The sequence below is a fragment of the Mycobacterium sp. KBS0706 genome, from assembly GCF_005938675.2.
GTDB lineage: Bacteria > Pseudomonadota > Alphaproteobacteria > DSM-16000 > Inquilinaceae > Inquilinus.
In genome coordinates, this window is record NZ_VCCH02000087.1 from 1 (window position 1) to 25,292 (window position 25,292).

Here is a 25,292-nt window from a genome sequence, read left to right on the forward strand (position 1 = left end):
CGCGCTTCGCCGCTTCGCCGCTGGCCGCCCTGGCCTCGCGGGCGGCGCTGGCGGCCCTCCTGGAGGCCTATCTCGGCCGGCGCAGCGCCGCCCGGGTCCAGGCCGGCGCGCTGCGCCGTGGCGCCGGCGAGACCATCCGCGCCGCCCTGCTCTGCGCCGATCTGCGCGACTTCACCGCCCTGTCCGAGGCGACGCCGCCGGCCGAGGTGATCGCCACGCTCGACGCCTGGTTCGACCGCATCGCCGGGGCGGTACACGCCTTCGGCGGCGAAGTGCTGAAGTTCATGGGCGATGGGCTGCTGGCGATCTTCCCGGTCACCGGTCCTCCGGGAGAAGCCTGCGACGCGGCGCTGCGCGCGATCGCCGCGGCCCGCGCCGGCATGGCCCATCTCGACGCAGCGCGGCGGACCCGGGGCCTGCCGCCGCTGCCCTTCGGCGCGGCGCTGCATCTGGGCGAGATGATGTGGGGCAATATCGGCGCCGCCGACCGGCTGGACTTCACCGCCATCGGCCCGGCGGTCAACCTGGTCAGCCGGCTGGAGGGGCTGTGCCGGCCGCTGGGCCGGGCGGTGCTGGTCTCCGGCGCGCTCGCCGCCGAGACCACGGCGCCGCTGGTGCCGCTGGGCGAGCATCCGCTGCGCGGCATCGCGGCGCCCTGCGCCGTCTTCACCCTGCCGGATGCGTGACCGGGGCACCTGCCAGCAGTTGGACCGGTAAATGGATCGTCATCCCGTGTCTGCGCAGCAGCGCTTCACGCCGCAGCGCAGACACGGGATGACGGAGAAGAGTGTATCTGGACTCAGCGGATATCACGCCGCCTTGCGCAGATGGCCGTCCTTGACCAGGAGTTCGGCGATCTGGATCGCGTTCAGCGCTGCGCCCTTGCGCAGATTGTCGGCGACCACCCAGAAGGACAGGCCGTTCTCGACCGTGACGTCCTCGCGGATGCGGCTGACATAGACCAGGTCCTCGCCGGCACATTCGACCGGGGTGACATAGCCCTCGTCGGCGCGGTGGTCGATCACCGAGATCCCCGGCGCCCGCTTCAGCGCGGCCCGCGCCTCGGCGGCCGAGATCGGGTTCGCGCAGTCGATGTTCACCATCTCGGAATGGCCGATGAAGACCGGCACCCGCACGCAATGGGCGACGACCTTGATCGCAGGGTCGAGGATCTTCTTGGTCTCGACCACCATCTTCCACTCCTCCTTCGTCGACCCGTCATCCATGAAGCTGTCGATGTGCGGGATGACGTTGAAGGCGATCTGCTTGGTGAACTTCTCCTTCACGATCGGGTCGTTCACATAGACGGCGCGGGTCTGGTTGAACAGCTCGTCCATCGCCTCCTTGCCGCCGCCGGAGACCGACTGGTAGGTCGAGACCACGACGCGGCGGATCTTGGCCAGCTCGTGCAGCGGCTTCAGCGCCACTACCATCTGGATGGTGGAGCAGTTCGGGTTGGCGATGATGCCCTTGCGGCTGACCTGGGCGATCGCCTGCGGGTTGACTTCGGGCACCACCAGCGGCACGTCCGGGTCCATCCGGAACTGCGAGGTGTTGTCGATCACCACCGCCCCGGCCTTGGCCGCGCGCGGGCTGTGCACCGCCGAGACCTTGGCGCCCGGCGAGGACAGCACGATGTCGATGCCCTTGAAGTCGAACTTGGCGAGGTCCTGCACGTCGAGGACGTCGTCCTCGCCGAACGAGACCTGGCGCCCGACCGAGCGTTCCGATGCCAGGGCGACGACCTCGTCGACCGGGAACTCACGCTCGTTGAGGATGGAAAGCATCTCGCGACCGACATTGCCGGTGGCTCCGATGACCGCGACCCGATAGCCCATGTCTGTAATCCGGCTGTTCGATTGCTGTTAAGGACGCACTCGGTAGAATGTATGCCGATCCGGGCGCAATGGCACAGTCATGCGCCGAGCGCGCGGCGATCATGCCGTCAAGTGCCGGCTGGCCGCTGGACAACACGGAGGAACCGCTATGGCCGAGCGCCTGCCGAGCTATTCCGCCTTCTGGCCCTATTACCTGCGCGAGCATGCCCGGCCACGGACCCGGGTGCTGCATTTTTTCGGCACCAGCCTGGCGCTGCTGTGCCTGGTGCTGCTGATCGCAACCGGCAACTGGTGGTGGCTGCCGGCGGCGCTGGTCGCGGGCTATCTTTTCGCCTGGATCGGCCATTTCTTCGTCGAGCACAACCGCCCGGCCACCTTCACCTATCCGCTGTGGTCGCTGCTCAGCGATTTCCGCATGTACGGGCTATGGGTGTCCGGCCGCCTCGGCGAGGAGCTGCGCCGGGCAGGAGTCCCGACCTGACCCGATGGACAGCGCCGGCGACTGGCTGCCGCAACTTCGGCGACGTCAGGACGACGGCAGAAGCGATCGGGCTGCTGAAGGGTCATGCCGGGCGGAAGTGAGGCCTTCCCAAAATTTCTATCGTCATCCCGTGCGCGCTGCGGCGCGAAGTGCCGCTGCGCAGACACGGGATCTCGGCGCTGATCTCGAAGAGATCCCGGGTCTGCAGCGCATCACTTCGTGCTGCGCAGCGCCCGGGATGACGGGGTGTTGAAGAGTGAGTTCCATTAAAACCGGTACCGCAGTCCCAAGGCCAGGATGTCGACGCCGCTGCTGTTCGAGGCGTCGTAGGACACCTTCGTCTCCAGCGGCGTGCCGACATAGAAGTCGCGCTCGGCGTCCATCTTGCGGCCGTCGATGAAGACGTGGGTGTAGGCGAAGTCGACCGACATGTTCTGCATGACGTCGTAGCTGGCGCCGAAGGACAGCCAGTAGCGGTCGCCGTCCGGGGTGCGGCTGGAGCGATAGCCAGCCTTGGTCGGCGTCGGGTCATACTGGAAGCCGGCGCGCAGCGTCAGGTCGTCGTTCCAGTAGTATTCGCCGCCGATCGAGACGCCGACCGTGTCGTGGTAACGCTGCTCGTTCACCAGGTCGTCGGCGCCGTCCGAGCGCTTGACCCGGATCTCCTTGAACGACGACCAGCCGTACCAGGTGACGCCGCCCAAGAGCGCGATCTGCGGCGTGATCTCCTGCCGAACGCCGAAGCTGAGGATCGGCGGCAGGTTCAGCTTGGCCCGGCCGCCGGTGGCGAAATCCGCGGTCGCCGGCAGGCCCGGCAGCGGCGGGAAGTCGATATCCTTCAGACTGGCCCGCCCGTCCAGCATATGGTCGACGCCGGAGCGGAAATGGACGCCGACGCGGGTGCCCTCCACCGGCTGCACGATGGCGCCGATGTTGTAGCCGATGGCCCAGCTGTCGCCCTTGATCGACAGGTCGCCGTCGTCGGAGAAGGCCGGCAGCAGCGCGCCGACCGGGTTCGGCACCTTGCTCTCGAGCTTGGCCCAGGCATAGGAGATGTCGATGCCGCCGCCGATCGACAGCCAGTCGTTCACCCGATAGGCGACGGTCGGCGAGAAATTATAGACCTGCAGCTCGGTTTTGGTGGCGTCGTAGCGGCCGAACCAGTTGCTGTTGTACTGGCTCTCCAGCCCGAACGGGGCGCCGAGGCCGAAGCCGACCCACAGGCGGTTCTCGGTGTTCGGCACCGGCAGCGCGACATAGCCGTGCGGCACCAGGGTCGGGTCGTAGGGGTTGTTGCTCTTGCTCTCGCCGGAGATGGCGCCGGGCCCGGGGTTGAAGATGCCGGCCCGCGTGCGGAAGGCCGGGTAGTCGATGGTCGAGCCGTCATCCGTCAGCCTGGAGTCCGGGATCAGCAGGCTGCCGCCGAACTGCGCCTCGCCCTGCTTCAGGAAGGTCATGCCCGCCGGGTTGAAGAAGATGGTGCTGGCGTCGTCGGCCGCGGCGGCCCCGCCGGCGAAGGCGCGGCCGAGGCCGGTCACGCTCTGCTCCTGGATGAAGAAGCCTGCCGCATGTGCCGCCCCGGCCCCGAGCCCCGCCGCGGCGGACACGGCCGCCACCCCCAGCGCCAGACGCGAAATCCCCTGCTTCATCTCGGCATGTCCCCCCCGGTCGTGACCGATCTGTTGCGCAATGTTGCGCTTGTAACGGTTACGTCACGCCAAAGTCGGCGGCGCCGTCAAGCACTGTTCAAGATCTCGATGAGATTGAAAACCTGCGGCTCGTCGAAGCCCAGCCGGACGCTACGTCAACCCGCCGCCGAAAATGCCCCCGGGAAGAACAGTCGGGAACTGTTCGCGGCGGGGGCCGGCGCCAATCGCATAAAATTGATTCGTTATGCGCGGCGACTGACGAAACGCCAGACAAAAAGGGCGGAGCCAGCGGCTCCGCCCTTTCGCACTGCACAAATTATTGGGGGAGGGGTCAGCGCGACCGCGCGGCCATCGCTTCCAGGATGGCGGTGCCCATGTCGCCGGTCGACACCACCTGCGTCGCGCCGGTGCCGGCGATGTCGGCGGTGCGGACGCCGCGGTCGAGCACGTCCGACACCGCGCCCTCGATCAGGTCGGCCTCGGCGCCGAGGTCGAAGCTGTAGCGCAGCATCATGCCGAAGCTGAGCAGGGTGGCGATCGGGTTGGCCTTGCCCTGGCCGGCGATGTCCGGGGCCGAGCCGTGCACCGGCTCGTACAGCGCCTTGCGGCGGCCGGTGGCGTCGGGCGCGCCGAGCGAGGCCGAGGGCAGCATGCCCAGGGACCCGGTCAGCATCGCCGCCTCGTCCGACAGCATGTCGCCGAACAGGTTGTCGGTGACGATGACGTCGAATTGCTTCGGGTTGCGCACCAGCTGCATGGCGCAGTTGTCGGCCAGCATGTGGCTGAGCTGGACGTCGGAATACTGCTCCTGGTGCAGCTTCGTCACCTCCTCGCGCCACAGCCGGCCCGATTCCATGACGTTCATCTTCTCGACCGAGCACAGCTTGTTGCCGCGCTTGCGGGCCAGTTCGAAGGCCACGGCGGCGACGCGGCGGATCTCCGAGGTGGTGTAGACCTGGGTGTTGATGCCGCGGCGCTCGCCGTTGCCGAGGTCGGTGATGCCGCGCGGCTCGCCGAAATAGACGCCGCCGGTCAGCTCGCGCACGATCAGGATGTCGAGGCCCTCGACCACTTCGCGCTTCAGGGTCGAGGCGTCGGCCAGGGCCGGGTAGACCAGCGCCGGGCGCAGATTGGCGAACAGCTCCAGGTCCTTGCGCAGGCGCAGCAGGCCGGCCTCGGGCCGGATCGAGAAGTCGACGCCGTCCCATTTCGGCCCGCCGACCGCGCCCAGCAGCACCGCGTCGACCGCCAGCGCCCTCTCCATGGTCGCGTCGGTGACCGGCACGCCGTTGGCGTCGATCGAGCAGCCGCCGACCAGCTGCTCGTCGATGTCGAAGCCGACGGCGCGGTGGCTGCCCAGCCACTGGGCGGCGCGCTTGACCTCGCCCATCACCTCCGGGCCGATGCCGTCACCGGCCAGGACGAGGAGCTTCTTGTTGGCAGCCATGGGAAAACGACCTTCAGCGGGATTTGAGGAAGGGATGGTGGAAGAAGCCCGGCGGATCAGGCCGCCAGCCAGGGCTGGGCGGTCTTGCGCTTGGCCTCGAAGCTGTCGATCTCGCTCGTCTGCTGCAGGGTCAGGCCGATGTCGTCGAGGCCGTTGATCAGGCAGTGCTTGCGGAACGGGTCGAGGTCGAAGCGGAGCGTCTGGCCGTCCGGCCGGGTGATCTCCTGCTTCTCCAGATCGATCGTCATGGTCGAATTGGCGCCATTCTCGGCGTCCTTCATCAACTCCTCGATCTGCTCCTGCGGCAGGGCGATCGGCAGGATGCCGTTCTTGAAGCAGTTGTTATAGAAGATGTCGGCGAAGCTGGGCGCCAGCACGCAGCGGATGCCGAAATCCAAGAGCGCCCAGGGCGCATGCTCACGCGACGAGCCGCAGCCGAAATTGTCGCCGGCGACCAGGATCTGGGCCTTCTGATAGGCCGGCTGGTCGAGCACGAAATCCTTCGGGTTGCCCTGCTCGTCGGTGCGCAGCTCGTAGAACAGGCCGGCGGCGAGGCCGGTGCGCTTGATCGTCTTCAGGAACTGCTTCGGGATGATCATGTCGGTGTCGACATTGACGATCGGCAGCGGCGCTGCGACGGCGGTGAGCGTGGTGAAGGGCTGCATGGCGGCGGCTGTGCTCAATGGGGAAGACCGGGAAGTCATGCCACAGCCGGCCGCCGCCCCAAAGCGCCGAATCGTCACCCTCCGCGCGGTGCAATTTTCGGAAGGGCGAACAGCAGCCCGAGCGTGACCAGGGTCGCCAGCCCGCCATAGCCGGCCGCGGCGGCGAAGGCGCGGGCATAGGCGGCGGCCTCGCCGACCCCGGCGGCGCGGGCGCCGTCCAGCACCGCGGCGAACAGGATCCCGGCCACGGCCACACCGAAGGCGCCGCCGACCTGCTGCATGGTGCTGAGCATGCCCGACGCCGAGCCGATGTCGCCGTCGCGGATACCGCCGAGCACGGTGTTCAACAGCGGCGTCATCAGCAGCCCCTGCCCGGTGCCGAGCAGCAACAGCGCCGGGATCAGCGCCTCCGCCTGCAGCGGCGCGGCCACCAGCGCCGTGGCGGCGGCGACGAACTCGCCCAGCGCGGCGATCGCGGCCCCAGCCATCAGCACCGCGCGCCGGTGGTCGGGGGCGACCCGGCCGGCGGCGATCGACGCGATCATGAAGGACACGGCGGCCGGGGAGAACACCAGCCCCGCCGCCAGCGCCGTCCGGCCGAGGCCGAGCTGCGCCAGGAAGGCATAGGCGAGATAGACCGAGTTCAGCGTCGAATAGAACACCAGCGCCAGCAGCACCCCGGCGGCGAAGGCGCGGTCGCGAAACAGCGCGGTCTGCAGCAGCGGGAAGGCGCCGCGGCGCGACCGGGCGTGCTGGTGCAGGCCGAAGACGGCCAGCACCGGGACCGCGGCCGCCAGCATCGCCAGCGACCAGCCCGGCCAGCCGGCCTCGCGCCCCTCGATCAGCGGATACAGCAAGAGGCCGAGGCCGAGCGCGCTCAAGGCCACGCCGGCGAGGTCCAGCCGCTGCCCCGGCCGCACCACATCCGCCGGTATCAGCCGTGGTGCCGCCAGCGCGGCCAGCAGGCCGACGGGCACATTGACCAGGAAGATCGGCCGCCAGCTCAGGCCCCACAGGTCCGCGGCCACCAGGATGCCGCCCAGCACCTGGCCGGCGACCGCGGCCAGCCCCAGCACCACGCCAAGCGCGGCGAAGGCCTTGGCGCAGGCCTGCGGCTCCGGGAAGGTGACGCGGATCAGCGAGAACACCTGCGGGAACAGCATCGCGGCTGTGATGCCCTGCAGCAGGCGGGCCAGGATCAGCGTTTCGGCGCTCGGCGCCAGGCCGCAGAAGGCCGAGGTGACGGTGAAGCCGAGCAGCCCGGCGACGAACATCCGCCGCCGGCCGCGCAGGTCGCCCAGCCGCCCGCCGGTGATCAGCGCCACCGCATAGGCCAGGCTGTAGCCGGCCACCACCAGCTCGGCCTCGGCATAGCTGGCGCCCAGCCCCAGCCGGATGCTCGGGATCGCCACATTGACGATCATCACATCCATCACGGTCATGAACGGCCCGATCAGCATCACGGCCAGGCCGAGCCAGAGTCGCGCCGGGGTCGCCGGGCGCTCGGCCGGGGCGGAATAGGTCACATCGGTCATGCGGGATCTCCATCGGCGGACCGGCAGTCCGCCCGCGACAGAGACTGGGCGATGGCCTATAATAGGAAAAGATAAGTTCTTATCCTATTAGTGAAAGCAACAGGCTCATGGCCGTCACCAGCCTGCAGCGCACCGATGATCGCCGCGCCTTGTCTGACTTCGTGCGCGATCGCCGGGCCCGGACCAGCCCGGACGAGGTCGGCCTGCCGCCGGGATCGCGCCGCCGCACGCCGGGGCTGCGGCGCGAGGAGGTGGCCCAGCTCGCCGGGGTCGGGGTCACCTGGTACACCTGGTTCGAGCAGGGCCGCGCCATCCAGGTTTCGGCCGATTTCCTGGAGCGGGTGTGCCGGGCGCTGCGGTTGACCCAGGCCGAGCGGCAGCATCTCTACGCCCTGGCGCAGCACCGGCCGCCGCCGCATGCGGCCCCCGGCCTGCCGCTGGTGTCGCCGATCCTGCAGGCGCTGTTGGACAGTCTGCCGAACCCCGCCTACATCAAGACCGCGCGCTGGGACATCGTCGCCTGGAACGCCGCCAACACCGCGCTGTTCGGCGACTACGCGCTGATCCCGCCGGCCGAGCGCAACAGCCTGTGGATGATCTTCGCCGACCCGCGCTGGCGCCGGATGATCCCGGACTGGGAGACCGGCGCCCGCCGCGTCCTCGCCAAGTTCCGCCTGGACCACGGCCGCGCCGGCGGCGACCCCGCCTTCGCCCAGCTGGTCGAGGCGCTGCAGGCGGCCAGCCCGGAGTTCCGCCGCTGGTGGCCGCAGCAGGACGTGGCCGAGCGCAGCGAGGGGCTGAAGCGGATCCGCCACGACACGCTGGGCGAGCTCGAATTCACCCACGCCACCTTCCTGGTCGAAGGCGCACCCGACCTCCGGATGGTGACCTACACGCCCGTGCCGGCGTAGAGACCGCTCGGAAATGCGCTGGCGTGAGTCGGCTGGTGGTGGTTTCGAGAACCGGAGCGCAGCGGACGTTAAAGTCCGTGAGCACCGGAAGCGCAGAAACCGCCATCAGACGGCCACGCCAGTAGCATTTCCGAGTGGTCTCCCTACTGCAGCTGCGTCCGCAGCGTCTCCTCCACCGCGCGGTCGAAGCTGTCGGTCGAGACCGAGGCGCTCTGCTTCGCCTGCTCGGCGATATAGGCGTCGCGCTGGCCGACCAGCTCCGCCATCTGCGCCGTCAGCGCCGCGCGCTCGGACCGCTGCTGCTCGACATAGGCCTGCCGCTCGGCCGCCGACTTGCCCTGCAGCACCTCCGGCAACTCGCCCTCCGGCACCGCCTCGAGCGTCTTGTCGCCGGCGGCGATGTCGGCCACCAGGTCGCCGGCGCCGGTCACCACCGCGCTGTGGTCGGCGCGCTTGCTGTAGAAGCCGGAATTGTCGGCCTGCACCGAGGCCGGGGCCGCGGCCCGCAGCTCGATCTTGCCGCGCAGGCTCTCCTGCTGACGGGCCGAGCCGTAGGGGATCACCGTGGCGTCGATCCGACGCTGCAGGATGATGATGTCGCCGTCATAGGGCGTCTCGATCGTCACCACCTGGCCGCCATCCTGCGGGATCGGGATGTAGCGGCCGGCGCCGCGCTGGGCGATGTCCTGCCAGATCTGCCGGGTGTCGCCGGCATCGCCGGCCTGCACCGCATTGACCACGATGCCGGCGCGGCGGGCCGCCGCCGCCACCTCGGGGTATTTCGGGGCGTTGGCGTAGTCCATATGCGGCGGCGCGTCGCCGACCAGGAAGACGATCTTGCGCGTCGCCTGGTCCTGGCTCCAGCGCAGCTTGTTGACCGAGGCGTGCAGCGCCTCGTTCACCGATTCCGGCCAGTCGCCGCCGCCGTCGGCGCGCAGCTGCAGCAGGTCGCCATATAGGCCCTGGATGTCCGCGGTCAGGTCGTAGGTCCGGGCGACGTAGTCGTCGCCGCGGTCGCGATAGATCACCAGGGCCATGCGGATCTCGGCATCCGGGTTGGTCTCGACGATGCTGGTGGCGATCGACCAGATCTTGCGCTTGGCGCCGTCGATCAGCCCGGCCATCGACCCGGTGGTATCGAGCACGAAGGCGACCTCGACCCGCGGCCGGGTCTGGCCCTGGGCGGCCCAGGCCGGCGCTGCCAGCGTGGCCGCGAACGCCGTGCCCAACAGCAGGGTGCGGACGGCTAGACGCTTCAACATGGCACTCTCCCCTGAATCCGCCGGCCCCTGAGGCCGGGTTCGCCGGGTGGTATCGGCCCCGGCCAAGTCGTTTCCAGGGCGGAACGAAGCCGCATCCTCCGCAATCCGGCCATCGTCCTGTGCCATCCGGCCACTCCTGCCGCAATTTGACCGCAAGAGCCGGAGTGCCCGCCGGAACCGGAGGCCCCACCTTGCCGTCATGACAGCGACAAGGGAGGCATCGATGCCCCGCACCGCACTTCGCCCTGACGACACTCTCCCCGCCGACCGCGTGGCGGGGATCAACTGGGACGCCGCGGCGGCAGAGCTGGACCAGCATGGCGCGGCGGTGCTGCCGGCGCTGCTGACGCCGGACGAGTGCCGCGCCGTCGCCGCGCTGTATCCGGAGGACAAGCCGTTCCGCAGCCGGGTGGTGATGGCCCGGCACGGCTTCGGCCGCGGCGAGTACAAGTATTTCGCCTATCCGCTGCCGGACCCGATCGCCGGGCTGCGCGCCGCCCTCTATCCCCGGCTGGCGCCGGTCGCCAATGGCTGGAACGCGCGGATGGGCATCGCCACCCGCTATCCGGAGCGGCACGAGGCCTTCCTGAAGGCCTGCCACGCCGCCGGCCAGACCCGGCCCACGCCGCTGCTGCTGCAATACGAGCCGGGCGACTTCAACTGCCTGCACCAGGACCTGTATGGCGACCTGGCCTTCCCGCTGCAGGTCGCGATCCTGCTGTCCGAGCCCGGCCGCGACTTCACCGGCGGCGAGTTCGTGCTGACCGAGCAGCGGCCCCGCATGCAGTCGCGGCCCGAGGTGGTACCGCTGCGCCAGGGCGACGGCGTCGCCTTCGCCGTGCACCACCGGCCGGTCGCCGGCACCCGCGGCGACTACCCGGTCAATCTGCGCCACGGCGTCAGCCGGCTCCGCAGTGGCTGCCGGCACACGCTCGGCATCATCTTCCACGACGCCAGGTGAGGGCGGGTGGGATGGCCTGGATCCTGCGCGGCGCCGTCATTGGCCTGGCGCTGGCCTTGGGCGGCACCGGCGCCCTGGCCCAGGGCTCTCCGGCCGGCAATCCGCTCAAGACCGGCCCCCAGAAGACGGGGAAGGAGCGGCTGGGCAGCAAGGCCGACGACGAGCAGCGCGTCGACAACTGCAAGGTGCCGCCCGAGCGGCGCGGCCCGAAGCCCCGCCCCGACAGCTGCACCCATGACGGCAAATGATGCGGGAAAGCGACGCGATCCCGGATGGACGCGGCTCCTCCTATGGTATGATTCGGCGTCCGCTGCCTGAGGTCGCCCATGCCCACCCGCATCATCCCGCCCGCCCAGCACCGCCTGATGCCCTGGCGCAACGGTGGGGGACGGACGGCCGAGATCGCCTTCGAGCCGGCCGACAGCCCGGCCGGCTTCCGCTGGCGGCTGAGCCTGGCCGAGGTCGAGTCGGACGGCCCCTTCTCCACCTTCCCCGGCTGCTGCCGCACCATCATGCTGTTGTCCGGCCGCGGCATGGAGCTGACCATCACCAAGCCCGGCGTCCCGCCGCGCACGGTCCGCCTCGACCGGCCCTATGAGCCCTTCGACTTCGACGGCGAGGCCGCGACCAGCTGCAGGCTGGTGGCCGGCCCGGTGCGCGACCTCAACGTCATCGCCGACCGGTCGCTGCAGATCGACTATCGCGTCGCCGCGCTGGACGACGCGGATGCGATGCTGGAGCCGGCGCCGGTCTGGCTGTTCACCGTGCTGCGCGGCACCGCGGTGATCGACATCGGCCGCCACCTGGCGGTGACCGAGGGCGAGACCGCCGTGATCACCGACGAGGACGACCGCGCCCCGCATCTCCGCGGCGCCGAGGCCGACAGCCTGGTCTATGCGGTGGCCTTGCGGCCGCGATGACCCTCTCGATGTACCAGGCCTCGGTGCCGGTGTTCGCGCGCATGCTGGGCAACTGTGGCGGCATCCTGAGGAAGGCGGAGGCGCATGCCGTCCGCGCGGGCCTGGATCCGGCGACCCTGCTGGAGGCCCGGCTGGCGCCCGACATGTTCCCGCTGCACCGCCAGGTGCAGATCGCCGCCGACGGCGCCCGCGGCGCCGCGGCCCGCCTGGCCGGCCTGGCACTGCCCGACCCGGAGGCGGAGGATTTCGCGGTGTTCAACCGCGGCATCCAGCATCGCTTCGCCACCACTGCCGCCAGCTTTCCCGAGCTGACCGCCCGGCTCGACGCTGCCATCGCCTTCGTCGAGACCCTGCGGCCGGAGCAGATCGACGGGTCGGAGGCGCGGATGGTCGACGTCACGATGGGCGGCCGCACCCGCCGCTTCGCCGGCCAGCCCTTCCTGCTGCACTACGCCCTGCCGAACCTGCATTTCCACATCGCCATGGCCTACGCCATCCTGCGCCATGCCGGCGTCGCCTTGGGCAAGCAGGATTTCGAGGGACCGCCGGTGTATTCGAGTTTGCCGTAGCGCCGCCCCCGGCGACCGGGGACGGCGCAGACGCCGCTACAGCATGAAGTCGGACGCCACCAGGTCGATGGCCCCGGTCAGCTGGATGTGAAAATCGCTGACCTTGTCTCCGTCGACATCGCCGGCGATGGTGGTCACGCCGGGTGCGGTGAAGGCGTAGCGCAGCTGGCCGGCCACGCCGGTGTACAGCGCGCTGCCGATGAAGCTGAAGGCCTGGTCACCGGCGGCGCTGCCGTTGGCATCTATCCCCATCAGGTCGATGCGATCGCCCTGGGCGCGGCTGAAATCGGTGACGATGTCGGCATCGGCCCCGACCACGCTGTCGCCGACCGCGGCAAAGATGAAGCGGTCCTCCCCGGCGCCGCCGGTGAGCGTGTCCTTGCCGGCCCGGCCGATGAGGTCGTCATTGCCGTTCCACCCCTGCAGGACGTTGACGCCGGCGTTGCCGTAGAGGCTGTCGTTGCCCTGGCTGCCGGAGAGGTTCTCGATGCCGCTCAGCGTGTCGCCTTGGGCCCCGCCGCCGCTGCCGATGCCGCTTACGAGACTGACCAGAACCCTGGCCGCGCCGCTGTAATAGCTGGCGGTATCGAAACCGGAGCCGCCTTGGAGCGTGTCGGCCTCCGCCCCGCCACGGAGCACATCGTCGCCCAGCAGACCCTGCAGCACATTGGCCGCGCCGTCGCCGGTCAGGGTGTCCTGGTACAGGCTGCCCTTGACGTTCTCGATCCCGGCCAGCGTGTCGCCCGCGGCGTCGCCGCCGCTGCCGGCACCGGCGGCGAGGTTGACGGTCACCCCGGCGACGCCGCCTGAATAATCGGCCATATCCGCGCCGTCGCCGCCATCCAGCCCATCCGCGCCGGCCCCACCGACCAGGATATCATTGCCGGTCATCCCGTTCAGCGTGTCGTTGCCGCCATAGCCGTCGAGGACATTGGCCACCGCCGATCCGGTCAGGATGTCGTTGTAGATCCCGGTGCCGCGGATGTTCTCGATGCCGGCGCCGATCACGTCGCCCTGCGCATCGCCGCCCGATGCGGTCAGCGTCGACAGGTTCACCGTCACCGCCGCCGGGCCGTCATAGTCGATGGTGTCGATCCCGTCGCCGCCATCCAGGAGATCGTCATCGGATCCCCCCTGGAGCGTGTCGGCACCGGCCAGTCCGGTGAGCTTGTCCTTGCCCGTGCCTCCCACCAGCGTGTTGGCCGCCGAGCTCCCCTTGATGGCGTCATCGAAGTCCAAGCCCTTCGACGCCCACAACAAGTTCGGCGAGATCGGCGGGCTGCGGCTGATCCAGTTGCGCTACGGCGTCGACGTCCTGATCGACCGGCACGAGACCCAGGACACCAACGGGGTGCTGGTCGAAGCCGTGCTGACCGGCCATTCGCCGACCACCAGCGGCCGCCAGTCGGTGGTCTCGACGCCGACGCTGGCGACGGTGCTGGCGCCGCATCTGCGCACCCGGATCCACTACAGCCACGACTGCGAGAAGTTCGTGCTGCGCATCGACCGCCACAAACTGGCGCGGCACTGCGAGGCGCTGCTGGGCCGCGAGCTGCGCCGCCCGCTGGAATTCGAGCTCGGCTTTTCGCTGACCGGCGGCGCCGGCAGCGACTGGCTGCAGCTGATGCACCACATGCAGGCGGCGATCGAGCAGGAGAGCCTGCTGCTGCGCGCCCCGCTGGCCGCGGCCCAGTTCGAGCAGATGGTGATGACCACCCTGCTGCTCGGCCAGGCGCACAATCACAGCGAGCTGTTCCAGCAGCCGCAGTCGCCGCTGGCGCCGTTCTACGTCAAGCGCGCCGAGGCCTATATCGAGGCCAATCTCGACCAGCCGCTGTCGGTGGCCGAGCTGGCGGCCCAGGCCGGGGTCAGCGCCCGCAGCCTGCAGGCCGGCTTCCAGCAATATCGCGGCACCACGCCGATGGCCTATCTGCGGGAACTGCGGCTACAGCGCGTGCACGAAGCGCTGCTGTCGGCGGATCCGCAGCGCAGCTCGGTGACCGACATCGCCCTGCAATGGGGCTTCGGCCATCTCGGCAAGTTCTCGGTCGCCTACAAGCAGCGCTTCGGCGAGAGCCCGAGCACCACTTTCCGCCGCTGGCGCTGAGGCGCCCGGCCGGACCTGGCCGCCCCATCCCGCGCCGCCGCGCCACCTCTAAGACTTAGGTCTTATACAGGCACCGGCAGTTGACTCCCGGTCCCGGCATGATCACCCGCGATCCAAGGAAACGAAGCGATATCGCACTACAGTGAAGCATTACATATCCGACATAAACATAAAATTTTATTTTCATTCGACAACCCCAAACGAGATCAAAGTCCAAATTCGTGGCAAATGGAATCCGATTGCTCATATGCTTCGAGATAAGAAAATCTATCTTTTTACATCTGACAAATGTGCAATAGAAAACATTGAAATCATCGCTCCTCTTTGATGTACTCCTTATGCGAATCGCTTCCTGTTGGCCACAGGAGGCAAGATTTCTTTCTTCGCATCCTGGCTGATGCCTGGTCCAGCGCTGCCGTCCATTTCGACTCAGCGACCCGGACGCGTCGTGCCAATTTCGGGAGGGTCTGATGGCAGTTGTGAACGGCACCGCGGGCGACGACGAGCTGTATGGCGGCGACGACGCCGATACCGTGAGCGGCCTGGCCGGCGACGATGCCTTGCAGGGCGGTGCTGGCGACGACGTTCTGAATGGCGGTGACGGGAACGATCTGCTCACCGGCGAACAGGGGAGCGACCGGCTCAATGGCGGTGCGGGGATCGATACGGCCGACTATCTGCGGCAGAACACGATCTCCACCGGCGTCGGCGTCAATCTGCTCACCGGCGCGGCGAGCGGCGCGGCCGGGGGCGATACCTTCGTCTCGATCGAAAACGTCAGAGGCTCGAACTTCAACGACACCCTGACCGGTAATGACGGCAGCAACACCCTCTCGGGCGCAGCGGGCGATGACAATCTGCGCGGCAGCCTTGGCAATGATATTCTCAGCGGGGGCGCCGGTGCCGACGACCTGAATGGCGGCGATGGCATTGACGTGGCCAATTACGGCGACGGAACCGCCCGCGTCTCGATCAATTGGCTGAACGGCGAGTTCGGCGGCTTCGCCTCGGGCGACACGCTGACGGCCATCGAGAACATCTACGGCACCGATTTCGACGACTATATCTTCGCCAACAACAGCGCCAATGAGCTGAGGGGCGGTCTCGGCGACGATCAGCTTCGCGGCGCAGGCGGCGACGATATGCTCAACGGCGGCGTCGGCGCCGACGATCTGGTCGGCGGCACGGGTGCCGACAGCCTGTCGGGCGGCGACGGCAACGACACCCTCGAAGGCAGCGACGGGGCCGACGCGCTGAATGGCGGGGCTGGAAGCGATGCCGCCTCCTACAGCGGCTCCGATGCCGAGGTGACGGTCGACCTCGCGGCTGGCACCGGCAGCGGCGGCGACGCCGAGGGGGACACCTACACCTCGATCGAGAGCCTGACCGGCTCAGCCTTCGCCGACACCCTGTATGGCAGCGCCGGTGCGAACGCGCTGGCCGGCGGCGCCGGCGATGACATGCTCTATGGCGACGCGGGCGCCGATGTGTTGAACGGCGGTGCCGGGATCGACGCGGCCGGTTACTTCCAGTCCGATGTCGCGGTGACGGTGGACCTCACGGCCGGCACCGGCACCGGCGGCCATGCCGAAGGCGACACCCTCAGCAACATCGAGAACCTGGGCGGCAGCAGGTTCAACGACACCCTGTCCGGCAATGCCGGCGCCAATGCGATCAACGGCGGAGGCGGCGACGACACCGTCGCCGGAGCCGCCGGCAACGACACCCTCTATGGCGGCAACAGCACCGACCGGATCGACGGCGGTGACGGCTGGGACACCCTGCTGGGCGAGGCCGGCGACGATCGGCTGGCAGGAGGCGCCGGCGGCGACATCCTGCGCGGCGGCGACGGCGCCGACCATCTGGCCGGCGGCGCCGGTTACGACATCGCCAGCTACTGGTACAGCACCGCCGGCGTGACGATCAACCTCGAGACCCAGGTCAACACCGGCGGCGAGGCCCAGGGCGACACGATCGACGACGACGTCGAGACCATCAACGGCAGCAATCACGACGACGCCATGACCGGCAACGCCCTGGCCAATGTGCTGGTCGGGTTCGATGGAGCGGATGTCCTCAGCGGCGCCGGCGGTGACGACGTGCTGCGGGGCGGCGACGGCGCCGACACGCTGAACGGCGGGGCCGGTGGGGATTATTTCAGCTACACCGCCGTCTCCGACAGCACCGCCGCGGCCGCCGACACGATCCAGGACTTCGAAGCCTGGGATGCGATCTGGCTGCAGTCGATCGATGCCGACGGCAATGCCGCGAATGGCGACACGGCCTTCAGCTTCATCGGCACCGGCGCGTTCTCCGGCACGGCCGGGCAGCTGCGCTACGAGATCGCCGGCGACACCACGACGGTCTCGGCCGATGTCGACGGCGACAGCGCCGCCGACATCGTCATTCATCTCACCGGCGCGATCACCCTGCAGGCCTCGGAGTTCATGCTCTGAGGCCCTGACGGCCGGGGCACTGTCAGGCCGCCCCGGCCGTCCATTTTCGGCAGAGCACAAGATTTTGTCTTAACGCCCGACGCTCAAGTCCCCGCGATTGCTGTTGCGACCGGGACGAGCCAGATTCGAGGAGAGTGGTATGGCTGTCATCAATGGAACCGAAGGTGGCGAGACCCTCAGCGGCACCGCGGACGCGGATACCATCAATGGCCTGGGCGGGGATGACGCGCTCTGGGGACAGGACGGCAACGACACGCTGAACGGAGGAGCCGGCAACGATGCCTTCGTCGGCGGCGCCGGCGCCGATGCCTTCTTCGGCGGCGACGGCGCCGATCATGTCAATTACGGCCTGTCGACCGTCGCCGTCGGGGTCAATCTCGGCACCGGGACGGCGGCCGGTGGCGAGGCCCAGGGCGATACGTTCAATGGCATCGAGAGCGTCGTCGGCAGCGAATTCGACGACAGCCTCACCGGCAACGACGGCGCCAACGTCCTCAATGGCGGGGCCGGAAACGATACCCTGGTCGGGCAGGGCGGCAACGATACCCTCCAGGGCCTCGACGGCAACGATGCGCTCTGGGGCGGCGACGGTGACGATGTGCTGACCGGGGGCGCGGGCAGCGACGCCTTCGTCGGCGGTGCGGGTGCCGACAGCTTCATCGGCGGCGACGGCGTCAACGACCATACCAATTACGGCCTGTCGACCGTCGCGGTGATGATCAATCTCGCCACTGGAGAGGCGGTGGGCGGCGAGGCCACGGGCGACACCTTCGACAGCATCGAGAGCATCGTCGGCTCTGGTTTCAACGACACCCTCACCGGCGACGAGATCAACAACATCCTCAATGGCGGTGCCGGCAATGACACCCTGGATGGGGCAGTCGGCGGCGACACCCTGCAGGGTCTCGAGGGCAATGACGTCCTTTATGGCGGCGCCGGTGCCGATACCATCGACGGCGGCAACGGGACCGACGCGGCGGGATACTACCAGTCCGACGCCGCGGTGACGGTGGACCTCACGGCCGGCACCGGCACCGGCGGCGATGCCGCAGGCGACACCCTGACCGCCATCGAGAACCTGGGCGGCAGCAAGTTCAACGACACCCTGTCCGGCGATGCCGGCGTCAACGCGATCAACGGCGGAGGCGGCGACGACACCGTCGCCGGAGCCGCCGGCAACGACGCCCTCTATGGCGGCAACGGCACCGACCGGATCGACGGCGGCGACGGCTGGGACACCCTGCTGGGCGAGGCCGGCGACGATCAGTTGGCCGGCGGCGCCGGCGGCGACACCCTGCGCGGCGGCGACGGCGCCGACCATCTGGCCGGCGGCGCCGGTTACGACATCGCCAGCTACTGGTACAGCACCGCCGGCGTGACGATCAACCTCGAGACCCAGGTCAACACCGGCGGCGAGGCCCAGGGCGACACGATCGACGACGACGTCGAGACCATCAACGGCAGCAATCACGACGACGCCATGACCGGCAACGCCCTGGCCAATGTGCTGGTCGGGTTCGATGGAGCGGATGTCCTCAGCGGCGCCGGCGGTGACGACGTGCTGCGGGGCGGCGACGGCGCCGACACGCTGAACGGCGGGGCCGGTGGGGATTATTTCAGCTACACCGCCGTCTCCGACAGCACCGCCGCGGCCGCCGACACGATCCAGGACTTCGAAGCCTGGGATGCGATCTGGCTGCAGTCGATCGACGCCGACGGCAATGCCGCGAATGGCGACACGGCCTTCAGCTTCATCGGCACCGGCGCGTTCTCCGGCACGGCCGGGCAGCTGCGCTACGAGATCGCCGGCGACGCCACGACGGTCTCGGCCGATGTCGACGGCGACAGCGCCGCCGACATCGTCATCCATCTCACCGGCGCGATCACCCTGCAGGCCTCGGAGTTCATGCTCTGAGGCAAAAGGTCGGGCGTCCGCCGCCGCAATGACCGGCGCCCCGACTGGCGAGCGAGCGGCCCCCACTCCCCTCGCTCGCCATTTCTGTCCCTACTGCCCCACCACCAGCGGCGGCGCGTTCAGCACCGCGGTGCAGGCGGCCGGCAGCGGCGGCGGGACATAGGGCTTGCCGCCCTTCTTCGGCACCGGTTGCCGCATCGGGAACCAGGACATCAGGTCGGACCCGCAGCCGTCGCCGGGCGGCGCCGGGTCCTGCTCGCGGCACAGCGGGCTGCCGGACGGGCAGCCGATGCGGATGTGCAGATGCTCGTTGTGGCCGGTCCAGGGCCGCACATTGTGCAGCCACGACCGGTCGTCCCAATTCATCGCGCACAGCTCGCGCTTGATCGCCGGATGGATGAAGATGCGCTCGACCCGCGGCTCGGTCGCCGCCAGGCGGATCAGCTGCGCCTGCTGCGGCGACAGCGCGCCGCGCGGGATATAGTCGGTCCAGGCCCCGGTGATGAATTCCGGCTTCAGCGTCTCGCGCTGGTCGCGCGCCAGCAGCGGCAGGTCGAGCCTGAGCCAGATATCGGCGTCCAGCCCGTTCTCATGCGCCGCATGGTCGGTGATCGGCCCACCGCGCGGCTGGCCCATATCGGCGATCAGCAGCGGCGGCAGCCCGGCGGCCGCGGCCCGGCGGCCGAGATCCGCCAGCGTCGCCACCAGGGTCGGATGGCCCCAGTTGCGGTTGCGGCTGAGCCGGATGATCTGGTAGCCGGGGCCTTCCGGCGGCAGCTGCACTGCCCCGGCGATGCAGCCGTTGGAATAGCTGCCGATGACCTGCGGCGGGCCCTGGGTGCCCAGCCGCACCTGGCTCCAGGCGGGATCCTCCTCCACACCCCCGGCCGGCGCCGCCGCCAGCAGCCAGGCGGCGGCCAGCGCCGCCCCGATCCGTGTCCCGATCACGCCGATCCCTCCATGCCCCGACTCGCCCGCCAGGATGCCCCCGCCAGCGGAAGAGATGAAGCCCCGGCGCGTCGCCATTCCGGAAAGCCCATCCCACCCCGTCATTGCGAGGAGGCGAAGCCGACGAAGCAATCCAGGGGCCGGTTCGCCCCGCCCTGGATGGCTTTCCCCGGCTCAAGGCCGGGGTCGCAATGACGGCTTACGGTTGCATCGAACCCTTCTTGGCTGCGGCCACCTGCCCCTTGCACCTTGCGGCGGCGGGGGCGGCGTCGCTACATGATCATGGCCCTGGAACCGACGGACCGGACGATGCCCGATTCCCATGACGCGACCCTCGACCTGCTGTCCGGCCTGATCGCCAAGGCCCGGCGGGCCGGCGCCGATGCCGCCGACGCCGTGCTGTTCGACACCACCTCGCTCTCGATCAGCCACCGGCTCGGCCAGATCGAGCATGTCGAGCGCTCCGAGAGCGGCGATCTCGGCCTGCGTGTCTTCATCGGCAAGCGCATGGCGATCGTCTCCTCCTCCGACCGCCGCCAGGCGGCGCTGGACGAGATCGTCGACCGCGCCGTCGCCATGGCCCGGGTGGTGCCGGAGGATCCCTATTGCGGCATCGCCGACCCGTCCGAGCTGGCGATCGATCTGCCGGAGCTCGACCTGGTCGACCCAGCCGAGCCGTCGACCGAGACCCTGTCAGACCGCGCCCGGGCTGCCGAGGCGGCGGCGCTGGCCGTGGCCGGGGTGACCAATTCCGAAGGCGCCAGCGCCGGCTTCGGCCGCAGCATGGCGGCGATGGTGGCCAGCAACGGCTTTTCCCGCGTCACCGGCTCGACCGGCAGCAGCATCTCGGTCTCCGCCATCGCCGGCCAGGGCACCGGGATGGAGACCGACTACGACCACACCAGCGCCGTCCATGCCGGGGATCTGGACACGCCCGAGGCGGTCGGCCGCAGCGCCGGCGAGCGCGCCGTGGCCCGGCTGGGCGCGCGCAAGGCGTCGACCGCGCGGGTGCCGGTGGTGTTCGACCCGCGGGCGTCGCGCAGCCTGCTGGGCCATCTGCTCGGCGCCATCAACGGTGCCGCCATCGCCCGCGGCACCAGCTTCCTGAAGGAGAAGATGGGTGAAGCGGTGTTCGCCCCGGGCATCGCGGTGATCGACGATCCGCATATCCGCCGCGGCCTGCGCTCGCGCCCCTGCGACGCCGAAGGCGTGGCCAGCACCCGCCGCGCCCTGATCCAGGACGGCCGCCTGACCACCTGGCTGCTCGACCTGCGCTCGGCCCGGCAGCTCGGCCTGGCCCCTACCGGCCATGCCGTGCGCGGCACCAGCGGTCCGCCCGGCGCTTCGCCCGCCAACCTGTACCTGGCCCCGGGTGCCGTCACCCCGGCGGAGCTGATGGCCGACATCCAGGACGGCCTCTACGTCACCGGGCTGATGGGGTCGTCGGTCAACGGCGTCACCGGCGACTACAGCCGCGGCGCCCACGGCTTCTGGATCGAGCGCGGCCGCCTCGCCTATCCGGTCAATGAGGTCACCATCGCCGGCAACCTGAAGGACATGTACAGGGCGCTGGTGCCGGCCGACGACCTGGCGCTGCGCTACGGCATGGACGCGCCGACGGTGCGGATCGACGGCATGACGGTGGCCGGGCGGTAAAGGCGCTCCGGCGCCGGCTCGCAGGAATTCCTTCCCCTCGCCTCGTCACGGCCGCATATTATAATATTCCATAGCAATTTATCTATATCGACCGGATCGCTCTCCGTGCCGATATCGGTTTACGCCGAAAGACAGCCATCCAGGCCGCACCCGGATCGGGACCGACAGGGAAAGGATTTCAGTGGCGGTGTTCTCCGTTCTCAACGGCATCGGCTTCGACAGCAACAACGATGCCATCGGCGACGGCGTCCAGTTCGGCTTCATCTTCTCCACGATCGCGGCCTCGGGCGTCATCGGCCTGCCGATCATCACGCCGACGTTCGGCAGCATCCTCTTCAACGACGTTGGCAACCTGACCCTGACTGGCTCCGGCATGAGCTATATTCCGCCGGTCACCGTCACCGGCACCGTGACCGACCTGTCGTACATCCAGCAGTTCATCCCGGTCTTCTCCATCACCGGATTCAGCATACCGCTGGCCACCATCGCCACCACCCTGCTCGGCGGCGGCGGCGAGCCAGCGGTGCTTGCGACGATCTTCTCGGGCAACGACACCATCGGCGGCTCGAACATGTCTGACGTGCTGCTGGGCTTCGACGGCACTGACACGCTACGGGGCGGCGGCGGCGCCGACGACCTGGACGGCGGCAACGGCTCGGACTTCGCCAACTACCAGGGCTCGGGCGCCGAGGTCTTCGTCGACATCCAGAGCAACCTGGTCTTCAGCGGCGACGCCACCGGCGACACGCTGATCAGCATCGAGAACCTCTACGGCTCCGCCTTCAGCGACACCCTGTCCGGCGACGCCGGCCGCAACATCATCGGCGGCGAGGGCGGTCACGACCTGATCGACGGCCGAGGCGGCGACGATGCGCTATCGGGCGAGGCCGGCGACGACATCCTCAACGGCCGGGACGGCAATGACCGGCTGGTTGGTGGCGATGGAATCGACAACTTGTCCGGCGCAGCCGGCAACGACTCGGTCGATGGCGGCGCCGGCAACGACATCAGCTTCGGCGAGGCCGGCAACGACAGCTTCTATGGCGGCACCGGCGACGACCAGCTCGATGGCGGCGACGACAACGACATCATCGAGGGCGGGGCCGGAGCCGACACTCTCACCGGCGGCAACGGCATCGACACGGTCAGCTATGCCGGCTCGGCCGCCGGGGTGTCGGTGAACCTGGCCACCGGTGCCGTTTCCGGCGGCGACGCGGCCGGCGACGTTCTGTCCGGCTTCGAGCAGGTGCTGGGCTCGGGCTTCGCCGACACGCTGACCGGCAGCGCCACTGCCAACACCCTGTGGGGCTTGGCCGGCAACGATGTCCTCACCGGCAGCGGCGGCGCCGACGTGCTGAAGGGTGGCGCCGGCGCCGACACCTTCCGCTACCTCACGGTCGGCGACAGCACCGTCGCGGCTGCGGGCCGGGACACGATCACCGACTTCACCACCGGCGACAAGATCGACCTGTCGGCGATCGACGCCAACGGCGCCAGCCCCGGCGACGCCGCCTTCAGCTTCGGCACCGGCGCCTTCACCGCCGCCGGCCAGGTCCGGGTCCTGGCCTTCGCCGGCGGCCGCTACGGCGTCTATCTCGAGACCACCGGCGACAACGTGGAGGACGCGGTCATCACCGTCTATTCCGACCACGCCCTGACCGCGGCGGATTTCGTGCTGTAGGGGCACGGCCGATCGTGCCGCCGGAAATTTCGTTCCGGCGGCGCGATTGTTTGCTGCGTTCTTTGCCGAGACGCGCAAACGCTCTCGAACTGCGGCGGATTCTCCCCGATCTTGAGCCGTTATCGATTTACGGATCCGACCATCGCCGCGTAGCCGATCGCGCGTTGTCGGCGGCCAACTTCATGCCCCAGGGCATGGCCGCCGCGCCCGCCCTTCCTCGTCCGCAACCGGGGAAGGGCGGGTTTCTCTGCCGGGACGCGATCCGCCCGCTTCAGAAAAAAGTCACACTCCGCGCCAACAGCGCCCGAACAACCGGCACCAGATCGGCGCACGGCAAGCACTCGTGACCGTTTTATTAATTTTTGCACCTGCGAGATCGAAGACGATATCAAGATGTTGTTTGCTGACGGCGGCTCGGTTATACGGACGGTATAGGATTGCCGAAGGACCGATGCCCCATGGATCAGGTGACGCGCTATCGCACCATCTGGATCTCGGACGTCCATCTCGGCACCCGGGCCTGCAACGCCAATCTCCTCCTCGACTTTCTGAAGCACACCGACTCCGACACGCTGTACCTGGTCGGCGACATCGTCGACGGCTGGCGGCTGAAGAAGAGCTGGTACTGGCCGCAGCCGCACAACGACGTGATCCAGAAGCTGCTGCGCAAGGCCCGCAAGGGCACCCGCGTGCTGTACATCCCCGGCAACCACGACGAGGCCGCCCGCCAGTTCGTCGGCCAGAGCTTCGGCGATGTCGACCTCGCCGACGACCATATCCATGTCACCGCGGACGGCCGCCGCTTCCTGGTGATTCATGGCGACCAGTTCGACGTCGTGGTGCGCTACGCCAAATGGCTGGCCCATGTCGGCGACAAAGCCTACGAGTTGCTGCTGCACACCAACACCGCGCTCAACCTGGTGCGCCGCCGTCTCGGCTTTTCCTACTGGTCGCTCTCGGCGTATATGAAGCAGCGGGCGAAGCGCGCGGTCGAATTCGTCGGCCGGTTCGAGCTCGCGCTGGTCGAGGAGGCCAGGCGGCGCGGCGTGGACGGGGTCATCTGCGGCCACATCCACACCGCCGAGCTGAAGGACATGCAGGGCATGACCTATGTCAACGACGGCGACTGGGTGGAGAGTTGCACCGCCTTGGTGGAGCACGACGACGGCCGCCTGGAGATCCTGCACTGGGCGGACATCGTGGCGGCCCGCGACGCGGTGGCGCCGCAGCCGGACCTGAAGCCGCAGCGCGCCGCTTGAGCCAGCCCGACAGTATCCGGAGAGCTGCGGGCTAGATGCGCATTCTGATCGTCAGCGACGCCTGGCTGCCGCAGGTCAACGGGGTGGTGCGCACCATCGAATCGACCCGTGACGAGCTGCGCCGCCGCGGCCACACGGTCGAGGTGGTCGGCCCCGACCGCTTCGCCTCGATCCCCTGCCCGACCTATCCCGAGATCCGCCTGGCGATCGGCCAGAGCCGGCGCATGGCCCGGCTGGTCGACGAGTTCGACCCCGACGCCATCCACATCTCGACCGAAGGCCCACTGGGCTGGGCGGCGCGGCGCTACTGCATCCGCCGGCGGCTCAGCTTCACCACCTCGTTCCACACCCAGTTCCCGGAATATGTCCAGCTGCGCACCGGCATGCCGCTGGCCTCGACCTATGCCCTGCTGCGGCATTTCCACCGCGCCGCCAGCGCCGTGATGGTGGCGACCGACACGCTGGAGCGGAACCTGGCCACCCGCGGCTTCCGTCGCCTGGCGCGCTGGAGCCGCGGCGTCGACACCGACCGGTTCCGCCCGGCTGCCCGCCCCGAGCGCGAAAGGCCGCGCCACCTCTATGTCGGCCGGGTGGCAGTGGAGAAGAATCTCGACGCCTTCCTGTCGCTGCCGCTGGACGGCGAGAAGGTGGTGGTCGGCGGCGGCCCGTCCCTGCCCGCCTTCCGGGCCCGCTACCCGGACGTCACCTTCACCGGGTCGAAGGAGGGGCAGGCGCTGGTCGACGCCTATGCCGACGCCGACGTCTTCGTCTTCCCGTCGCGCACCGACACCTTCGGCCTGGTGATGCTGGAGGCGCTGGCCTGCGGCGTGCCGGTCGCGGCCTATCCGGTGCAGGGTCCGGCCGACGTCATCGGCGACGCCCCGGTCGGCCGGCTGGACGAGGATCTCGGCCGCGCCATCCGCGAGGCGCTGAAGGTGCCGTCGGAGGACTGCCGCAGTTTTGCGCTGCGCTATTCCTGGGAGGCATGTACAGATCAGTTCCTGACTCATCTGCATCCCTTCCGATGACCAC

22 protein-coding genes are annotated in these 25,292 nt (G+C 69.1%); 14 read left to right on the forward strand and 8 right to left on the reverse strand.

Annotation, left to right across the window (positions count from 1 at the left end):
• The coding region (locus tag FFK22_RS32450) for an adenylate/guanylate cyclase domain-containing protein (protein WP_143956903.1) at nt 1–686 on the forward strand (686 nt) is incomplete at its 5' end.
• 123 nt (nt 687–809) lie between these two features.
• On the opposite strand, the gene FFK22_RS32455 is transcribed toward FFK22_RS32450, so the two are convergent.
• Nucleotides 810–1,838: an aspartate-semialdehyde dehydrogenase gene (locus FFK22_RS32455; RefSeq protein ID WP_138893040.1), complete on the reverse strand. Its 1,029-nt coding sequence runs from the start codon at nt 1,836–1,838 to the stop codon at nt 810–812.
• A 148-nt stretch (nt 1,839–1,986) separates the two neighbouring features.
• On the opposite strand from FFK22_RS32455, the gene FFK22_RS32460 reads away from it, so the two are divergent.
• On the forward strand, nt 1,987–2,319 hold the full coding sequence (locus FFK22_RS32460) for a DUF962 domain-containing protein (RefSeq protein ID WP_138893041.1): 333 nt from the start codon (nt 1,987–1,989) through the stop codon (nt 2,317–2,319).
• 266 nt (nt 2,320–2,585) lie between these two features.
• On the opposite strand, the gene FFK22_RS32465 is transcribed toward FFK22_RS32460, so the two are convergent.
• The 4 genes from FFK22_RS32465 to FFK22_RS32480 all read right to left on the reverse strand — a co-directional run bounded on the left by FFK22_RS32465 (nt 2,586) and on the right by FFK22_RS32480 (nt 7,615).
• The gene (locus FFK22_RS32465; protein ID WP_138893042.1) at nt 2,586–3,968 is read right to left on the reverse strand and encodes an OmpP1/FadL family transporter; all 1,383 of its coding nucleotides are present in this window, start codon (nt 3,966–3,968) and stop codon (nt 2,586–2,588) included.
• Between the two features lie 331 nt (nt 3,969–4,299).
• Nucleotides 4,300–5,415 carry a 3-isopropylmalate dehydrogenase gene (gene leuB, locus FFK22_RS32470; RefSeq protein ID WP_138893043.1) on the reverse strand — a complete coding sequence of 372 codons (1,116 nt, stop codon included), beginning with the start codon at nt 5,413–5,415 and terminating at the stop codon, nt 4,300–4,302.
• 56 nt (nt 5,416–5,471) lie between these two features.
• Nucleotides 5,472–6,098 carry a 3-isopropylmalate dehydratase small subunit gene (leuD, locus tag FFK22_RS32475; protein WP_221939018.1) on the reverse strand — a complete coding sequence of 209 codons (627 nt, stop codon included), beginning with the start codon at nt 6,096–6,098 and terminating at the stop codon, nt 5,472–5,474.
• Nucleotides 6,099–6,154: 56 nt separating this feature from the next.
• Complete coding sequence (locus tag FFK22_RS32480; protein ID WP_138893044.1) at nt 6,155–7,615, reverse strand: MFS transporter; 1,461 nt, start codon at nt 7,613–7,615, stop codon at nt 6,155–6,157.
• Between the two features lie 107 nt (nt 7,616–7,722).
• On the opposite strand from FFK22_RS32480, the gene FFK22_RS32485 reads away from it, so the two are divergent.
• A complete protein-coding gene (locus FFK22_RS32485) occupies nt 7,723–8,526 on the forward strand; it encodes a helix-turn-helix transcriptional regulator (RefSeq protein WP_138893045.1) in 804 nt (267 codons plus the stop codon).
• 143 nt (nt 8,527–8,669) lie between these two features.
• Here FFK22_RS32485 and FFK22_RS32495 read toward each other — a convergent pair whose 3' ends face one another.
• Complete coding sequence (locus FFK22_RS32495; RefSeq protein WP_221939019.1) at nt 8,670–9,788, reverse strand: vWA domain-containing protein; 1,119 nt, start codon at nt 9,786–9,788, stop codon at nt 8,670–8,672.
• Nucleotides 9,789–10,011: 223 nt separating this feature from the next.
• Here FFK22_RS32495 and FFK22_RS32500 point away from each other — a divergent pair, with 223 nt between their 5' ends.
• From FFK22_RS32500 to FFK22_RS32515, 4 genes are all read left to right on the forward strand, one after another.
• Nucleotides 10,012–10,749, forward strand: coding sequence for a 2OG-Fe(II) oxygenase (locus FFK22_RS32500; RefSeq protein ID WP_138893047.1), 738 nt, complete (start codon nt 10,012–10,014; stop codon nt 10,747–10,749).
• Between the two features lie 11 nt (nt 10,750–10,760).
• Nucleotides 10,761–10,997 carry a hypothetical protein gene (locus tag FFK22_RS32505; protein WP_138893048.1) on the forward strand — a complete coding sequence of 79 codons (237 nt, stop codon included), beginning with the start codon at nt 10,761–10,763 and terminating at the stop codon, nt 10,995–10,997.
• Nucleotides 10,998–11,075: 78 nt separating this feature from the next.
• Nucleotides 11,076–11,669: a HutD family protein gene (locus tag FFK22_RS32510; protein ID WP_138893049.1), complete on the forward strand. Its 594-nt coding sequence runs from the start codon at nt 11,076–11,078 to the stop codon at nt 11,667–11,669.
• Nucleotides 11,666–12,238, forward strand: coding sequence for a DUF1993 family protein (locus FFK22_RS32515; RefSeq protein WP_138893050.1), 573 nt, complete (start codon nt 11,666–11,668; stop codon nt 12,236–12,238). Before FFK22_RS32510 ends, FFK22_RS32515 begins: the two co-directional genes overlap by 4 nt.
• A 36-nt stretch (nt 12,239–12,274) precedes the next feature.
• Here the strand turns inward: FFK22_RS32515 and FFK22_RS32520 are convergent, their stop codons facing one another.
• The gene (locus tag FFK22_RS32520) at nt 12,275–13,477 is read right to left on the reverse strand and encodes a calcium-binding protein (protein WP_186002769.1); all 1,203 of its coding nucleotides are present in this window, start codon (nt 13,475–13,477) and stop codon (nt 12,275–12,277) included.
• On the opposite strand from FFK22_RS32520, the gene FFK22_RS32525 reads away from it, so the two are divergent.
• The 3 genes from FFK22_RS32525 (at nt 13,458) to FFK22_RS32535 (ending at nt 18,716) form a co-directional block, all read left to right on the forward strand.
• Entirely contained in the window at nt 13,458–14,345 is an 888-nt protein-coding gene (locus FFK22_RS32525; protein ID WP_186002770.1) for an AraC family transcriptional regulator, read from the forward strand. The genes FFK22_RS32520 and FFK22_RS32525 overlap by 20 nt on opposite strands.
• 470 nt (nt 14,346–14,815) lie before the next feature.
• Nucleotides 14,816–16,801, forward strand: a complete 1,986-nt coding sequence (locus FFK22_RS32530) for a calcium-binding protein (RefSeq protein ID WP_143956904.1) — start codon at nt 14,816–14,818, stop codon at nt 16,799–16,801.
• Between the two features lie 139 nt (nt 16,802–16,940).
• Entirely contained in the window at nt 16,941–18,716 is a 1,776-nt protein-coding gene (locus FFK22_RS32535; RefSeq protein ID WP_143956905.1) for a calcium-binding protein, read from the forward strand.
• A gap of 90 nt (nt 18,717–18,806) precedes the next feature.
• Here the strand turns inward: FFK22_RS32535 and mepA are convergent, their stop codons facing one another.
• A complete protein-coding gene (mepA, locus tag FFK22_RS32540; protein WP_186002771.1) occupies nt 18,807–19,664 on the reverse strand; it encodes a penicillin-insensitive murein endopeptidase in 858 nt (285 codons plus the stop codon).
• Between the two features lie 309 nt (nt 19,665–19,973).
• Between mepA and FFK22_RS32545 the strand changes: the two genes are divergently transcribed.
• From FFK22_RS32545 to FFK22_RS32560, 4 genes are all read left to right on the forward strand, one after another.
• Nucleotides 19,974–21,320, forward strand: a complete 1,347-nt coding sequence (locus tag FFK22_RS32545; protein ID WP_138887867.1) for a TldD/PmbA family protein — start codon at nt 19,974–19,976, stop codon at nt 21,318–21,320.
• 181 nt (nt 21,321–21,501) lie between these two features.
• Nucleotides 21,502–23,001 (forward strand): calcium-binding protein, encoded by a 1,500-nt coding sequence (locus tag FFK22_RS32550; protein ID WP_138887868.1) that lies wholly within the window; start codon nt 21,502–21,504, stop codon nt 22,999–23,001.
• A 458-nt stretch (nt 23,002–23,459) separates the two neighbouring features.
• On the forward strand, nt 23,460–24,260 hold the full coding sequence (locus tag FFK22_RS32555) for a UDP-2,3-diacylglucosamine diphosphatase (RefSeq protein WP_138887869.1): 801 nt from the start codon (nt 23,460–23,462) through the stop codon (nt 24,258–24,260).
• 35 nt (nt 24,261–24,295) lie between these two features.
• Nucleotides 24,296–25,288: a glycosyltransferase family 1 protein gene (locus FFK22_RS32560; protein ID WP_138887870.1), complete on the forward strand. Its 993-nt coding sequence runs from the start codon at nt 24,296–24,298 to the stop codon at nt 25,286–25,288.
• Nucleotides 25,289–25,292: the final 4 nt, after the last annotated feature.